Source organism: Nocardia sp. NPDC004573 (genome assembly GCF_053602135.1).
The window spans coordinates 46,683-62,164 of sequence record NZ_JBSGDA010000023.1; the positions used below are offsets into that span (position 1 = coordinate 46,683).

Here is a 15,482-nt window from a genome sequence, read left to right on the forward strand (position 1 = left end):
ACAAGCGGGCAAACGGCACCGGTTCGCGAGTTCTTCACCCACTCCTGGAAGCGAGACCGCCGGACACACGCTAAAGTGTCTGTCAGGAAGAGTATTAATTCGAACGGGGCCGCCACCAAACCCCAGGCCGCCCCGCTGTGACGCGAGGGGGTCAGCCATGGGCCGTGGCCGGGCTAAGGCAAAGCAGACCAAGGTCGCACGCGAGCTGAAGTACAGCTCGACGCCGACCGACTTCGCGAGCCTTCAGCGCGAGCTTTCGGGAAGCCCCAACTCCCAGCGGAGTGGTGGTGTGCTGTCCGATGAGCACGACGCGGACGACTCTTTGTCCCGCTGGGACGAGGACGACGACTACGACGACTGGCGCCGCTGACTCCGATCTACGTCTGAAGGGGGAGGCCGACGGGCCTCCCCCTTCGAGCGTTGTCGCGGGTTGACGTCACAGACGCCGAAAAGGCTTGCAACACAACAGAGTCCCGCATCGAACGAGGATGCGGGACTCTGACGTGTCTTCGCGGTCAGAACCGCGGATGCTCCCCGACCAGGACGGCGCGCAGGGCGTCGGCGTCCTTGGCCTTCTTGACCGTGCCCAGCGTCCAGCACTCGATGTGCCGCGCGGTCAGCACCGCCAGCGCCCGATCCACGTCCTCCGGAGCGACCACGGCGACCATGCCGACGCCCATGTTGAACGTCTTCTCCATCTCGGCCCGCTCCACCCGGCCGCGCTGGGCGATCATCTTGAACACCGGCGCCGGATTCCAGGTGCCGCGATCCAGTTCGGCCACCAGGCCCGCGGGCAGCACCCGGGCCAGGTTCGCGGCCAGGCCGCCGCCGGTGACATGGGCGAAGGTGCGCACGTCGGTCTCCGCGATCAGCGCGAGGCAGTCCTTGGCGTAGATCCGGGTCGGCTCGAGCAGTTCCTCACCCAAGGTGCGGCCGAATTCCTCGACATGGCCGGTCAGCGACATGCGGTCGATGTCGAGCAGCACCTTGCGGGCCAGGCTGTAGCCGTTGGAGTGCAGGCCCGAGGACCCCATGGCGATCACCACGTCACCGGGTCGAACCCGGTCCGGGCCGAGCACCGCGTCGGCCTCGACCACGCCGATGCCGGTGGCGGACAGGTCGTAGTCGTCCGGGTCCATCAACCCGGGGTGCTCGGCGGTCTCGCCGCCGAGCAGCGCGCAACCGGCGCGCACACAACCCTCCGCGATACCGGAGACGAGTTCGGCGACCTTCTCCGGGACGACCTTGCCGATCGCGATGTAGTCCTGCAGGAACAACGGCTCCGCCCCGCAGACCACGAGGTCGTCCACCACCATGGCGACGAGATCGAGACCGACGGTGTCGTGCTTGTCCATCGCCTGCGCCACCGCGATCTTGGTGCCGACGCCGTCGGTGGACGCCGCCAGCAGCGGTTCCCGGTAGCCGCCCTTCAGCGCGAACAGCCCGGCGAAGCCACCGAGTCCGCCTTGGACCTCGGGCCGGGTCGCCTTCTTCGCCAATGGCCCGAACAACTCGACTGCGCGATCACCTGCCTCGATGTCCACGCCTGCCGCGGCGTACGAGGCACCACCACTGGGGGTCTGTTCAGTCATTTTCGGGGAGAGCTCCAAACCGAATCGGCGGATAGATGCCTGCTCACGCTACCGGAGGCGGATAACGACCCCGCACCGGTGTTGGCTCGCCCTCTTGACAATAGGGCACGGCGAACCGTAGAGCGGGCGATCAGTCGGTCTCCGTCCCGTCCAACCGCCCGGCCTGCTCCCGCCGTCGGCGTTGCCGCACCGGGTCGGGCACCGGCACCGCGGCGACCAGACGCCGGGTGTACTCCTGCTGCGGGGCTCGCAGGATCCGATCGCGATCACCCTGCTCGACCACCGCTCCGTCGCGCAGCACCAGGATCCGGTCGGCGAGCTGGTCGACCACGGCCAGGTCGTGGCTGATGAACAGACACGCCCAGCCGCATTCGCGCTGCAGCTGACCGAACAGCTCCAGCACCGCCGCCTGCACCGAGACGTCCAGCGCGCTGGTCGGCTCGTCGGCGACCAGCAGGTCCGGGTCGAGCACCAGGGCGCGGGCCAGGCTGGCGCGCTGCCGCTGCCCGCCGGACAATTCGTGCGGGTAGCGGTGTTCGGCGCCCGCGGGCAACCGCACGTCGTCGAGCAGTCCGCGCACTCTGGCGCGGATCTGCGCGGAACTTCCGGCCTTGTGCACGATCAGCGGCTCGGCCACGCACTCCCCCACGGTGAGCCGGGGGTTCAGTGAACTGGCCGGGTCCTGGAAGACGAATCCGAAGCGCCGCCGGATCGGCCGCAGCTTGCGCTGCGACAGCCGCGTGATGTCCTGCCCGCGCACCCGCACTGTCCCGGATGTCGGCCGTTGCAGGGCCGCGACACAGCGGCCGATGGTCGACTTTCCCGACCCGGATTCACCGACCAGGCCGAGCGTCTCGCCGGGGCCGATGCGCAGGCTCACCCCGTCCACGGCGCGGAAACGCGGCCGGCCGAACGGGCCGGGGAACTCGACCACCAGATCGCTGACTTCGAGCACCGGATCGCCGAGGCCGGCCGTGCTGTGCGGCGAGCCGTGCTCGATCTGCTCGGTGCCCAGGTGCGGCACCGCGGCCAGCAGGGCGCGGGTGTACGCCGCGGTGGGACGGGCGAACAACTCGTCCACCGGCGCCTGCTCGACCACCGCGCCGTCGCGCATCACCACCACGCGGTCGGCGATGTCGGCGACGACGCCCATGTTGTGGGTGATCAGCACGATCGCACTGCCGATCCGGTCGCGCAGGTCCCGCAGCAGGGCGAGGATCTCGGCCTGCACCGTGACGTCCAACGCCGTGGTGGGTTCGTCGGCGATGATGACCTTCGGTTCGCACGCGATCGCGATGGCGATCACGACGCGTTGCTTCTGCCCGCCGGAGAGCTGGTGCGGGTAGTAGTCCACCCGCTGCTCCGGGTCGGGCAACCCGACCAGGCGCAGCAGTTCCACCGCGCGCGCCTTCGCCGCTTTTCTGCTCAGCCGCTCATGGGCGCGCAGCGCCTCGACGATCTGGAAGCCGACGGTGAACAGTGGATCCAGCGCCAGACCGGGTTCCTGGAACACCATCGAGATCGCGCCGCCGCGCAGCGCGGTGAGCTGCTTCTCGCTCATCGCCGTGACCTGCTCGGCGCCCAGGGTGACCAAGCCTCGCACGGTCGCCGTCTCGGGCAGCAACCCCATCGCCGTACGCGAGCTCACCGACTTGCCCGAACCGGATTCCCCGACGATGGCCAGCACTTCGCCCGGATAGACCTCGTAGGAGACGCCGGTGACCGCGTGGACGGCCCCGTGTCGGTGGCGAAGGTGACCGACAGCGATTCGATGGACAGAGCGGGACGGCCCCGGTCCGTCGTGACCGGCTCAGGCATCGGCCGCTTCCTTTCCGCCGTCCGGCGCGGGAACGGGCGCGCTCGCCACCGCCGCGGCGCGACGAGTGCGCAGGATCGGGTTGAGCACCTCGTTCAGGCTCTCGCCGACCAAGGTCATGCCGAGCACGACGAGCACGATGGCGACACCGGGGAAGACGCCGGTCCACCAGATGCCGTTGGACACGTCCGACAGCGCTTTGTTCAGATCGAAGCCCCACTCCGCCGCCTGTGTCGGCTCGATGCCGAAACCGAGGAACCCGAGCCCGGCCAGGGTGAGAATGGCCTCCGACCCGTTGAGCGTGACGATCACCGGCAGCGACTGGGTGACGTTGGCGAGGATGTGCCGGAACAGGATTCGCGCGGTCGACGCACCGGTCACCCGGGCCGCGTCGACGTACGGCTCCTGTTTCACGGCCACGGTGGCGTTGCGCACCACCCGGAAGTACTGCGGCACGAAGACCGCCGTGATGGCCACTGCCGCGGAGAGCACGCCGCCCAGGCTGGTCGAGCGGCCGCCCGCGACGACGATGGACACCACGATCGCCAGCAACAGCGTGGGGAAGGCGTACATCGCGTCCATGAACAGCACCAGCAAGCGGTCCGGCCACCGGCCGACATAACCGGACAGCAGCCCGAGCGGCACCCCGATCGACAACGAGAGCGCCAGCGAGATCGCGATCACCCACAATGCCGTGCGCGCACCGTAGACGACCCGGGAGAACACGTCTTCGCCGCGCACCGAGGTGCCGAACCAGTGCTCGGCCGATGGCGCCTGCTGACGCGCGAAATCGACGCCGTCCGCGGCGCTCTGCGCGAATCCGTACGGCGCGATCAGCGGAGCGAAGACAGCGGCGACCACGAACAGACCGACCAACACGAGTCCGAGGATCAGCGTCGCGCGCTGCAACCCCGCGGTCATCGAGAACAACCGCAGGCCAGGTATGCCCCGGCGCGCGGGCGGCAGGACGGGAGGCTCGTTCAGCAGTTCCGGAGCGGTCATCAGAACCTCACTCTCGGATCGATCAGCGCCACCACGACATCCACCAGGAAACTCGTCACCGCCACGATGAGTGCGATGAACGCGACGATGCCCTGCACGGCGATGAAGTCGCGCGCCGACAGGTACTGCGCGAACTGGTAGCCAAGGCCCTTCCACTCGAAGGTGGTCTCGGTGAGCACCGACGCGCCGAGCATCATGGCGATCTGCATGCCCATCACCGTGACGATCGGGATCATCGCGTTGCGGAAGGCGTGCCGGCCGGTCACCACCCGGCGGGACAGGCCGCGCGCTCGTGCCGCGTCCACGTAGTCGGCGCGAAGGGTCTGGATCAGATTGATCCGGACCAGGCGCAGGAAGATGCCCGCGGTGAGCAGACCCAGCGCTATGGCGGGCAGCACCGCGTGCTTCAGCACGTCGATCAGGTAGTCGGTGTCGCCGTAGAGGATCGCGTCGATCACCATGATGTTGGTTTTCGGCGAGACGTGCTGCAGCCGGAGCTCCACGTTCGTGCTCGCCCGGCCCGCCACCGGCAACCAGCCCAGGCGCACCGCGAACACCAGCTTCAACAGCAGGCCCACGAAGAACACCGGCGCGGCGTAGAACAAGATGGCCAGCAACCGCAGCGTGGTGTCGGCGGCCGAATCCCGGCGGGTCGCGGCGTATCTGCCCAGCGGGACGCCGATCGCGAAGGCGACGATCAGCGCCCAGCACACCAGCTCCAGCGAGGCCGCGCCATAGGTGATCACCACCTCGCTGATCTCCCGATTGTCCTGGGAGCGTCCGAGATCACCGTGCAGCAGCCCGGACAGGTAGTCCCGGTACTGGGTCAGGATCGGCCGGTTCAGCCCGGCCGCCTCCTTGCGTGCCTCGATCTGCTCCTGGGTCATGCGCCCGCCCATGGCCGCGCTGATCGGGTCGCCGACCACCCGCATCAAGAAGAACACGACCGTCACCAGGATCCACGCGGTCACCGGAATCAGCAGTAGGCGGACGCTCAGGTAGCGCAGCAACGCGCGATGGCGCGAGTCGCCGCGGCTTCGCCGCAGGCCGGAGGGCCGGGCCCGGACCGGCATCGGCGCGCTGTTCGCCGATATCGTCGTCCCGGGCCCGGCTGTGTCGCCGGAACTCACTTGCTCAGCACCGTGTAACGGAATTTGAACGACGCGTCGAGGGTCTGTTCCACACCGTGCACTCCGGCGACCGAGACCGCGATCTGCTTGCCGGACAGCAACGGAACGATCGGCAGGAAGTTCTGCGCGAGATCGCGCTGGACCTGCTGGATCTGCGCGAGCCGCTTGTCCTTGTCGGGCTGGGTCGCCTGGGCGATCAGCTGCGCGGAGATGCCCGGGTCCTCGAAATGCGACTGCAGGAAGTTGTTCGGGCCGAAGAACGGGGACAGGTAGTTGTCCGGGTCCGGGAAGTCCGGGAACCAGCCGAACTGGTAGAGCGGATACCCGTCGCGGGCGCGTTCGCGCTGGTAGGTCACCCACTCGGTGGATTGCAGATCGACCCGGAACAAGCCGGTGGCCTCCAGCTGCGCCTTGATCGCGGCGTACTCCTCGGAGCTGCTGGAACCGTAGTGATCCGGGTTGTACTGGAGATTCAGCGCGACCGGCGTCGGCACCCCGGCGTCGGCCAGGATCTTCGCCGCCTGGTCCTTGTTCGGCTGGGCGCCGTAGATGTCCTTGAACGGCTCCGCCGCGCCCGGCAGGCCCTGCGGCACGGACGAATACGCGGGCAGATACGTCTTCTTGTAGACGCCGTCGGCCAGCGCGGCCCGGTCGACGGTGGACGCGACGGCCTTGCGCACGGCCAGTTTCTGCGCGGGCGTGCCGCCCGGCATGGTGTTCAGGTTGAACACGATGTAGCGCAGTTCTCCGCCGGGGCCCTCGTGCACGGTGACCTTGCCGTCGCCGCGCAGCGACTCGATGTCGGTAGGCGTGAACGACCGGTATCCGACGTCGAGCGAACCATTCTGCAGGTCGAGTTTCATGTTGTCGGTGGTCGCGTAGTACTTCGTGGACACCGTCTCGGTCTTCGGTTTGCCGAGGATGCCGTTGTAGTCGGCGAACGCCCGATACTCGACGAGCTTGTTCTTGTCGTAACCGGCGATGGTGTACGGGCCGGAGTAGCCCTTGCCCTTCACCACGTCCTCGTCCGGCAGCACCCGGTCCGGCGCGTACACCTTCTCGTCGACGATCGGCCCCGCCTGAGTGGGCAGGATCGCGGGAAAGGTCTGATCGTTCGCCACCTTCAACGTGAACGCGACGGTGCGCGCGTCTACGACGTCGGTCTTCTCCAGGTTGCCCAGCAGCGATGCGGGGCCGTTGGGGTCGTTGATCCGCAGCATCCGGTCGAAGGAGAACTTCACGCTGGTCGCGGTCAGCGGGTTGCCGTTGGCGAACTTCAGGCCGTCCTTCACCGTGCAGGTGTACACCGTCGGCGCGGTGAACTCGCACTTCTGCGCGGCATCCGGCTGCGGCGTCGCGTCGCCGGGCGCGAAGTTGAGCAGGTACTGATAGATCTGCGTCTCGGCGACCAGCGAGCCGTTGTCGTAGGCGGCCGCCGGATCGAGCGAGAAGATCTTGTCGGTGGTGCCCGCCACCAAGCCGCCGCCGCCGTCGTCCTCACCGGTTCGCCCGGAACCGCAGCCCGCGAGCACCGACGCCGCCAACGCCAGCAACCCGACGGCCGCGATGGTTCGCGTTCCGCTCCGTCGCCCCAACCTCGAATTCCTCATCACGGCCCCACTTCTCGAGCGCCGCACCGCGTTCCGCTGGGATCGCAGGCCCGGTGCGGACACGGGTGAACTTCCGATCTGATCGGCACCGTACCTACGAAGCATTTTCGGCACGTTACGTTTTCGAAGAAAATTCGCGAGCCCGTCAGCAGGCATTATGCGCAGCGCCTACGACCGCCGAGAAATACCGGTCGTACGTCCAGAATTGCCGCGGAGCGCTGGCGTCATGTCTCGAGCACGCCAGACCACGCTGCGTGACAGTCCATCACGGCACCCACGAACGCCCGCGACGAAACCCTCCCGCGCCGCGGTGCAGAGTGATCCGGCGCTCGCCCGGAGCGGACGGGCCACCGGATCGGATGATCAGAAGGCGATCAGCGGCCGCTCATGGACGGCTGAGCGCGCTCGCGTTCGCGTTCTCGCCCAGCAGCACGGCCTCGGACTGGCCGGTGAGCATGCCCTCGAGCACGTTCTTGCCGATGGCGGCCTCGGTGGGCAGCGGGATCGGGTAGTTGCCGTCGAAGCACGCTGCGCACAGCCGTGAGCGCGGCTGTTCGGTCGCGGCGACCATGCCGTCGAGCGAGATGTAGCCGAGGGTGTCGGCGCCGATCGAGCGGCGCACGCCTTCGACCATGTCCGCGACGTCGCCCTCGGTTCCCGCGCCGTTGGCGATCAACTCCGCGCGGGAGGCGAAGTCGATGCCGTAGAAGCACGGCCATTTCACCGGCGGCGAGGCGATCCGCACGTGGATCTCGACCGCGCCCGCCTCGCGCAGCATCCGGATCAGCGCGCGCTGGGTGTTGCCGCGCACGATCGAGTCGTCCACGACGATCAGGCGCTTGCCCCGGATGACCTCGCGCAGCGGATTGAGCTTGAGTCGGATACCCAACTGCCGGATGGTCTGGCTGGGCTGGATGAATGTGCGACCCACGTAGGCGTTCTTCATCAGACCCTGGCCGTAGGGCACGCCCGACCCCTGGGCGTATCCGACGGCGGCCGGGGTGCCTGATTCGGGGACCGGGATCACCAGGTCGGCGTCGACCGGGTGCTCCTTCGCCAGGCGCCGGCCGATCTCCACGCGGGTAGCGTGCACCGACCGGCCCGCGATGGTGCTGTCCGGCCGGGCCAGGTAGACGTACTCGAAGACGCAGCCCTTGGGCTCGGGGTTGGCGAAGCGCATCGAGCGCACGCCGTCGGCGTCGATCGCCAGCAATTCGCCGGGTTCGATCTCGCGGACGAATGCGGCGCCGACGATGTCCAGCGCGGCGGTCTCACTGGCAACGACCCAGCCACGCTCGAGCCTGCCCAGGCACAGCGGGCGCACGCCGTGCGGGTCGCGCGCGGCGTAGAGGGTGTGCTCGTCCATGAACGTCAGGCAGAACGCGCCCTTCAAGGTGGGCAGCAGTTCCATCGCGGCCTGCTCGATGCTGGAGTCGGCGGAGGCATGCGCGAGCAGCGCGGTGACCACGTCGGAGTCGGAGGTCGCCGCGGCGGGCTGCGGGCGGCCGCCCCGGACGGAGGCGCCGAGCAGTCCGAGTTCGCGTGCGCGACCGGCCAATTCGGCGGTGTTGACCAGATTGCCGTTGTGGCCGAGGGCAACCCCGGAGCCGACCGCCGTGGTGCGGAAGATGGGCTGGGCGTTCTCCCAGGTCACTCCACCCGTGGTGGAGTAACGGCAGTGCCCGACGGCGATGTGGCCCGGCATGGCCGCCAGGGTCTGCTCGTCGAACACCTGGCTGACCAGGCCCAGATCTTTGAAGACGAGGATCTGCGAGCCGTCCGACACCGCGATGCCCGCCGCCTCCTGCCCACGGTGTTGCAGAGCATAGAGCCCGTAGTACGTGAGTTTCGCCACTTCTTCACTCGGCGCCCAGACTCCGAAGACTCCGCACTCCTCGCGCGGTTCGTTCTCATCGACGTCCGGGGTGGGACATGAGGTGGCGGAAATGCTCTGGACCGGCAGTTCGGCGTTGGTCACCGTTTGCTCCCTGTTCGGGCGGGCTGGGGGCAGATTTCATTCTACGGGTGGACAGCCGTGCGCTCGCACCGCCGCCGCATCCGAGCAGCAATCCGGCGTGCCCGAAGCTGGGTCGACGCGGGCCGCACAGCTGTTACGGTGCGCACCGTGACGACTACGGACGACGCGGGCACGACGGAGTCGGGTGCGACTCCCGCGCGCAGGCCATGGCCTCGGATGGTGCTCTTTCCCCTCGCCGTGCTGAGCCTGCTCACCGCACTGCTGGGCATCATGTACCTCGACTATGTCGTCGATCCGGAGAAGAACCTGCACGACTTCCCGATCGCCCTCGTCAATCAGGACGTGGGCGACACCATCGGCAGCGCAGACAGCGCGCAGAAGGTGAATTTCGGCGACCAGATCACCCGCGCGCTGGCCGAGGGGGTGCCCTCGGACAAGGTCGACCTGCGCGTGATCAGCATCAACGAGGCCGAGCGGCAGATGCAGTCCGGGCAGGTCTACGGCGCGATCGTCATCCCGAGCGATTTCAGCAAGCGGCTCGGCAATCTGGGTGTGGGCAGTGTCATACCGGGTGACATCCCGCGACCGATCATCACCGTGCAGACGAACCCGCGCACCGGCGCGTTCGGTACCCAGATCGTGCTGCGGATCGGGAACGAGGCGCTGACCGAAGTGAACGAGCAGGTCGGCAAGCAGCTGCTCGACCAGGTCACCGCGCAGCTCGCCCCGCGGCCGGGCGGTCCGCCCGCGCCGCAGCTGACCGGCGCGGCCAAGGTGGCGCTTGCGTCGCCGATCGAAGTGGTCACCCAGCAGTACCACCCGCTGCCGCACGGCAGCGGCCAAGGGCTGACCGCGTTCTTCTACTCCTTGTTGCTGCTGCTGGCCGGGGTGGTCGGCGCGATGGTGATCCACACCATGATCGACGCGCAGCTCGGCTTCGTCCCCACCGAATACGGGCCGTGGTACGTGCACTACCCGCCGACACCGATCTCGCGGTTCAAGACGCTGCTGATCAAGTGGGGCGTGTTCGCGCTGGCGGCGAACATCGTCGCGGCGGTGTTCCTGATCGTCGGGAAGTTGCTGGACATGCCGATCGGCAATCCGCTCGCCCTGTACCTCTACAGCGCGCTCGCCATGACCGCCGTCGGCGTGACCGGGCTGTCCATGCTGGCGGCGATCGGTTCGGCGGGACTGCTGGTGAACCTGATCCTGTTCGTCATCCTCGGCTTGCCGTCCTCCGGCGGCACCGTGCCGATCGAGGCCACGCCGCGGTACTTCGGCTGGCTCGCGTCCTTCGAGCCCATGCATCAGGTGTTCCTCGGGGTGCGCTCGATTCTGTACTTCGACGCGAATTTCGCGGCGGGACTCACCCGCGGCGTGTGGATGGCGGTCCTCGGACTGGTGATCGGACTGGTCTTCGGCGCGGCGGTCACCCGCTTCTACGACCGCAAGGGGCTGGAGCGCCGCAACATCCTCCAGGGCTGAGCCGATTAGGCGCCGCGATGACGGACTCGTACGGCCGGCCCTCAGCTGGTCGTCGCCCGGACGATCGGCAGCCAATGGGCGATTTCGGGTGCGCGCGCGCCCGAGGCGCTGACCGCCCCGGCGGTTCGGGCTTCGTCGAACGTGACGAGGCCGGTGGCCAGCAGCAGCCAGGTGCGCGGGTCGGTCTCGACGACGTTCGGCGGGGTCCCCCTGGTGTGGCGCGGGCCCTCGAGGCACTGCACCGCGACGAATGGCGGCACCCGCACCTCCACCGAGTGTCCTGGCGCGGAAGCCGCCAGTATCCGTGCGGTCGTCCGCACCGCCGTCGCCAGTTCCGCACGGGTGGGGGCGCCGACCGACTCGTCGCGCAACCACTCGCTCACCACCGCCACCGCCGCCCGCATCCGCGCTGGATCGACCGTCCCTCGTCCTGCCACGTTCCCGACCCTACTTCGCACGCTTGGCAGTCGCCCGGCGCTGGGCACCCGCTCGAAGCGGGAGCACGACCGGTCGACTGGACGAGATGGCGTGGTGTCACGCCTTCGGGGTGGCGCGCATGCCCACATAGCAGCACTCGGTGCCGTCGGCGAGGGTGGCGAAGACGACAGGCATGTATGCCTCGCTGAACGACGGGCCCGCGCCGGAGGCGGCGAACACGGTGGGCCCGACGGGAGTCAATTCCATGTCCAGCGCCGGTGACAGGCCCGCCATGCCGTCGACGAACTCATAGCGAATGTGCCCGGCCCCGTCGTCCCGCTTCGTGACGGTGACCACCACGCCCGCGCGCCGGTAGGTGCCAACGAACGGGGCGATGTCCACTGCCACCGGCGGGTCGGCCGGGCCGAACGGGTCCGGCATCCGCACGTCCGCCAGTTCGGCGAGCAGTTCCCCGAACAGGGTCGCGTAGAGCGGGCGGGCGCCGCCGCCATTGGTGAGCAGCGCCACCGCGACCCCCGCTTCGGGCACCGCCCGCAAGTACGCGTACTGACCTACGGCCGCGCCGTCGTGGCCGAATCCTTTGACGCCGTCCCAGTCATAGAGCGTCCACCCGAGACCCCAGCCGTCGGCGCTGACCGTCCACTTGTCCGGTACGTCGACCTCGCGCCGCTGCATCGCGGCGACCGAAGCACGGGACAACACCGTCGCGCCGTCGGCGGCGCGCCCGCCCTCGAGATGCATTCGAGCGAAGCGGACCATGTCGCCCGCGGAGGTGATCACCCGAGCCGCAGGCGCGGCGCTGCGCGGCATCGCATCCCACTCCGGCGCGGGATCCGGATCGACGCCCGCCGTACCCAGATGGCTCATCGCGACGCGGAACCGCAGCGCTTGCTCGGGCAGCGTCACCAGATGGCCGAGCCCCAGCGGGGCGGCGAGCATGTCCTGCACGGCCTGATCCCACGTCTTGCCGGTGAGTACTTCGACGACACGGCCGAGGACGATATAGCCGAGGCTGCCATAGGACATCGCTGTGCCGGGCGCGCAGTCCAACGCCACTGCGCGTGCCGCCGCGACATATGCGGCGAGACAGTCGTCGCCCCGCCCGGTGTCGTGGTTGAAATCGTTTGTGACACCGCCGGTGTGGCTGAGCAGCTGCCTGATCGTGATCGTCGTCGTCGCCAGCTCATCGGGACTGGCGAACTCCGGCAGGACGTCGATCACCGGAGCATCGAGATCGAGCTTGCCCGCGTCGGCGAGCTGCATGATCAGCGTCGCGGTGTACACCTTGGCGATCGAGCCGCAGAGGAACACCGAGTCGGTGGTCACCCGCACGCCCGTTCCCCGGTGCAGGACGCCGCTGGCGATCTCGTAGACCTGTCCGTCCACCAGCACGGCCAGCGCCGCCCCCGGAACGTTGTACTGGGCACGCAATTGGTCCAACCGCGCCTGCCAGCGCGCGACGGAGAACCGGCGTCCGGACGAATCCGCGCTGCCCCAGTCTCCACGCACCTGCCACGCGCCCGTCTCGTCCCAGTCCATCGCGTTCGCCATAGCTTCACTCCGATCTTTATTCGTGCGCACACCGTTCGCGCTATGCGAACACCGTACCCATACTGGAACACTGTGCGCAACCCTCGGGTGCGGCGGCGGACAGCGGACGGGCCGAGTCACTTACGAACCATGTCTGCGAGGTGTTCGGTACGCCGTGGCATCCGCAGGCCCCGGGGCGGCGGCGGACTCGGACCATCGTCACGGCCGCCGAATCACCGCACTCGTTCGACGACGGCGGCTCCGCAGCCGAGAGGGGGCTGCGGCGAACTGAGGAAGGCGACGGCGCTTCGGAGCCGTACGAGTCGGTTTCGCCGAGGAGAAGGCCCGCTCACCGGCATCTCGGTCGGCGACGTGACGATCGACGGGCGCGAATCTCAGTCCGGCGGGTCGGAAACCGCGCACCGCTCGCAAGGAACGCCGAACAATGGAGCTCCGTGGCTGTTCACAAGCTCGCAGGCGCCGGCCGGGATCGGTGATCCTGGATCTCGAGGCGGCGGGCCAGGCGCGGAGCGATCGCGCCACCCGCGTTCATGGCCAGGTGCAGCAGCGCCGGAGCGACGACGCCCGCCGTGCGGCGGCGCAGCCAACCGAACACGAGACCGCCCGCCGCCGTCACGGCCACGGTAGCGGGCACGCTGTCACCTACGGCCCGCGCGGGTGCGATGTGCCACAGCCCGAAGACCGCCGCGCCGAGCAACGCGCCTGCTCGCGGACCGAAGACGTTGTCGAGCAGGGGATCCAGCGTGCCGCGGAATACGAGTTCCTCGCTGTAGACGGTCCCGAGGGGAATGTGCACCGCCACCCATTCCGCGGTCGCCACGTCGGGTCCGCGGTCGGCGAGTTCGGCCGATTGCCATCGCAGCGACGGGACGGCGAGGGCCGATGCGTAACCGGCTGTCACCGCCGAGGCGGCGAGCAGCCCGGAGCGAACGCCGCGCACCGACCACCGGCCCGGGTCGGCACGCACTGCGATCGCGTAGATGGTGGCGAAACCGGCATTGGCAGCCGTGCGCCCACGGATGCCGAGACCGAGGCGAGGCAGGACCGCATTGCTCCAGGCGAGCGGAGCAGCCACCGCCACAATCGATCTCGCGGCCGTGCCAGATCTCACTTGGTCTCTCGCTCGTAGTCCTCCGCGGCCTCGACCACGGCCCGGATCCGTTCGGCGCGCTCGGCGGTCCAATCCGGCGGCGCGGCGATGGCCGCCCAGCCGTCCAGCACCAGGCTGCCGTACCGGTGTCCGTGCCCGTCGGTAACGCCTTGCGCGTTGGTGAGATCCGCGGCCACCTGCCAGAACGTGACGAACGGCCACCAGCGCATCTGCGAGGAGACGTCCGAGCCGCGCGGCTCCGACAGCCAATCCGGTCGTGAGAAGATCAGATCCGGCGACCACCAGACGATCGGGTCGGACGCGTGCTGCAGATACGCGATGCGCGGAGCCCGCCACTCCGACGAAGGCCGCGCCAGGTCGGCGCTGTCGGTGGCGAACCGCACCACCAGCCCGTCGGCGTACAGCGGCTCGACTTCCCTGGACCCCGGATCACGGCGGGCGACGAACTGCTGCCACAGCCGGTTGGAGTTCGGCGGGCCGACCCACAGCGCGCCGTCGACCTTGGCCCGCAGGTCGGCGAGGCCGTCGAACGCGGCCTCGGATCCCTGCGAGCCCAAGCTCTCCCCGTACACCAGCAGTTTGGGCCGCACCTCCGGCGGCCGCGCGGTCCAGTGCTGATACACCGCGTCGAACACGTCCCGGCCCGCCGCGGCGGCCTTGTTGCGGTCGGCCAGGAACGACAGCACGCTCGGCAGGTAGGAGTACTGCGTGGCGACGATCGCCGTGTCGCCGTCGTACATGTACTCGATCGCCCCCGCCGCCAGCGAGTTCACCCATCCGGTGCCGGTGGTGGTGACCACCACGAGCGCCTTCCGATCGAACGCTCCGGTCCGCTCCAGCTCCGCCACCGCCAGCTCGGCCGGTTGCTGACCGCCTTCGACCGATTCCAGACCGACGTAGGCGCGAATGGGCTCCTTGGCCGGACGACCGGTTACCGAGGTGATGCGGCTCGCCGTGGGGCCGTGTGAGACGAACCAGCGCCCCTCGAATCCCAAGGTCTCCCATTTCGCCAGCGAGGCCGGGCTGCCGGAGCGCTCCGGTTGCTGCGGCTGCACCGCGTTCACCGAGGTGTGGTCGTTGCGCACGCTGAAGGCCGAGTTGGCCACCGCGAAGAACGCCTGGGTGGCGACACCGTTGAAGATCGTCACCGCCAGCACCACCAGCACCAGGAATCCGGCGGCCGGCGCGAGTTCCCGCGGCACTCGCACCCACCGGTTGAGCACGCGAGCCAGGAACAGGATGAACTCTCGCAGTGTGCGGTAGACCGCCACCGCCGCGGCGCCGACGGCCAGGCTGAGCAGACCGGTGCGCAGGTAGGCGGGCGTGGTGGTGCCTTCCATGCCCATCAACGCCGTGATCTCGCGCTGCCACCGCGCCGACTGCACCAGCATCAGCGCGGCGCTCAGCGCGGCGGTGAGCAGCACCGCGGATTTGACCGCGTAACGCGCCCACGTCGGCGGCGGCGAAATCTTCAACCGCGGCCGCACCCAGAGGCGGAACAGCCATTCCAGCAAACACCCCGCGCCGTACCCGATAGCGGCGTTGATCCCGCTGATCAATCCCTGGAACAACCAGTCGCGCGGCAGCAGCGACGGTGTCACCGACAACGCGAAGAACACCGTAGCCACCACCAAGCCGACGTAGTTCAGATCGATGACGTCCTCGGCGCGCCGGGTCATCGCGACCGCGCGCGTGCGCAGCTTCCGCATGGTCCCGGCGGTCTCCAGCATTCGATCAGTATGGCGGTCGCCACCGACCGTCCGGCGCGT

The 15,482-nt window shown here is 68.8% G+C and carries 11 protein-coding genes and 1 pseudogene; 2 read left to right on the forward strand and 10 right to left on the reverse strand.

Annotated elements, in window-relative coordinates; translation table 11 throughout:
* The first annotated feature begins 157 nt into the window (after positions 1-157).
* Positions 158-370, forward strand: a complete 213-nt coding sequence (locus ACWEKR_RS27990) for a DUF3073 domain-containing protein (protein WP_063023298.1) — start codon at positions 158-160, stop codon at positions 368-370.
* Positions 371-515: 145 nt separating this feature from the next.
* Here the strand turns inward: ACWEKR_RS27990 and purM are convergent, their stop codons facing one another.
* From purM to purF, 6 genes and pseudogenes are all read right to left on the reverse strand, one after another.
* Complete coding sequence (gene purM, locus ACWEKR_RS27995; RefSeq protein ID WP_159842220.1) at positions 516-1,592, reverse strand: phosphoribosylformylglycinamidine cyclo-ligase; 1,077 nt, start codon at positions 1,590-1,592, stop codon at positions 516-518.
* Between the two features lie 130 nt (positions 1,593-1,722).
* A pseudogene (locus tag ACWEKR_RS28000) lies at positions 1,723-3,410 on the reverse strand (ABC transporter ATP-binding protein).
* The gene (locus ACWEKR_RS28005) at positions 3,403-4,410 is read right to left on the reverse strand and encodes an ABC transporter permease (RefSeq protein WP_452356985.1); all 1,008 of its coding nucleotides are present in this window, start codon (positions 4,408-4,410) and stop codon (positions 3,403-3,405) included. Before ACWEKR_RS28005 ends, ACWEKR_RS28000 begins: the two are co-directional and overlap by 8 nt.
* The gene (locus tag ACWEKR_RS28010) at positions 4,410-5,483 is read right to left on the reverse strand and encodes an ABC transporter permease (protein ID WP_452357038.1); all 1,074 of its coding nucleotides are present in this window, start codon (positions 5,481-5,483) and stop codon (positions 4,410-4,412) included. The genes ACWEKR_RS28005 and ACWEKR_RS28010 overlap by 1 nt, the downstream gene beginning before the upstream one ends.
* Before the next feature lie 53 nt (positions 5,484-5,536).
* Positions 5,537-7,072 carry an ABC transporter substrate-binding protein gene (locus ACWEKR_RS28015; RefSeq protein ID WP_452357039.1) on the reverse strand — a complete coding sequence of 512 codons (1,536 nt, stop codon included), beginning with the start codon at positions 7,070-7,072 and terminating at the stop codon, positions 5,537-5,539.
* Positions 7,073-7,535: 463 nt separating this feature from the next.
* On the reverse strand, positions 7,536-9,128 hold the full coding sequence (gene purF / locus ACWEKR_RS28020; protein ID WP_452356986.1) for an amidophosphoribosyltransferase: 1,593 nt from the start codon (positions 9,126-9,128) through the stop codon (positions 7,536-7,538).
* A gap of 216 nt (positions 9,129-9,344) precedes the next feature.
* On the opposite strand from purF, the gene ACWEKR_RS28025 reads away from it, so the two are divergent.
* The gene (locus ACWEKR_RS28025) at positions 9,345-10,613 is read left to right on the forward strand and encodes a YhgE/Pip domain-containing protein (protein WP_452357040.1); all 1,269 of its coding nucleotides are present in this window, start codon (positions 9,345-9,347) and stop codon (positions 10,611-10,613) included.
* Between the two features lie 41 nt (positions 10,614-10,654).
* On the opposite strand, the gene ACWEKR_RS28030 is transcribed toward ACWEKR_RS28025, so the two are convergent.
* From ACWEKR_RS28030 to ACWEKR_RS28045, 4 genes are all read right to left on the reverse strand, one after another.
* A complete protein-coding gene (locus tag ACWEKR_RS28030; protein ID WP_452356987.1) occupies positions 10,655-11,050 on the reverse strand; it encodes a sterol carrier family protein in 396 nt (131 codons plus the stop codon).
* A 97-nt stretch (positions 11,051-11,147) separates the two neighbouring features.
* Positions 11,148-12,602, reverse strand: coding sequence for a serine hydrolase domain-containing protein (locus ACWEKR_RS28035; RefSeq protein WP_452356988.1), 1,455 nt, complete (start codon positions 12,600-12,602; stop codon positions 11,148-11,150).
* A 442-nt stretch (positions 12,603-13,044) separates the two neighbouring features.
* Positions 13,045-13,677, reverse strand: coding sequence for a CPBP family intramembrane glutamic endopeptidase (locus ACWEKR_RS28040; protein ID WP_452356989.1), 633 nt, complete (start codon positions 13,675-13,677; stop codon positions 13,045-13,047).
* Between the two features lie 32 nt (positions 13,678-13,709).
* Entirely contained in the window at positions 13,710-15,443 is a 1,734-nt protein-coding gene (locus ACWEKR_RS28045) for an alpha/beta hydrolase (protein ID WP_452356990.1), read from the reverse strand.
* Positions 15,444-15,482 lie beyond the last annotated feature (39 nt).

Excerpts from the sequence above, each read along its gene's own strand:
- ACWEKR_RS27990 (WP_063023298.1), top strand. The coding sequence starts at position 158 with ATGGGCCGTGGCCGGGCTAAGGCAAAGCAGACCAAGGTCGCACGCGAG.
- purM (WP_159842220.1), bottom strand. The coding sequence starts at position 1,592 with ATGACTGAACAGACCCCCAGTGGTGGTGCCTCGTACGCCGCGGCAGGC.
- ACWEKR_RS28005 (WP_452356985.1), bottom strand. The coding sequence starts at position 4,410 with ATGACCGCTCCGGAACTGCTGAACGAGCCTCCCGTCCTGCCGCCCGCG.
- ACWEKR_RS28010 (WP_452357038.1), bottom strand. The coding sequence starts at position 5,483 with ATGCCGGTCCGGGCCCGGCCCTCCGGCCTGCGGCGAAGCCGCGGCGAC.
- ACWEKR_RS28025 (WP_452357040.1), top strand. The coding sequence starts at position 9,345 with ATGGTGCTCTTTCCCCTCGCCGTGCTGAGCCTGCTCACCGCACTGCTG.
- ACWEKR_RS28035 (WP_452356988.1), bottom strand. The coding sequence starts at position 12,602 with ATGGCGAACGCGATGGACTGGGACGAGACGGGCGCGTGGCAGGTGCGT.
- ACWEKR_RS28045 (WP_452356990.1), bottom strand. The coding sequence starts at position 15,443 with ATGCTGGAGACCGCCGGGACCATGCGGAAGCTGCGCACGCGCGCGGTC.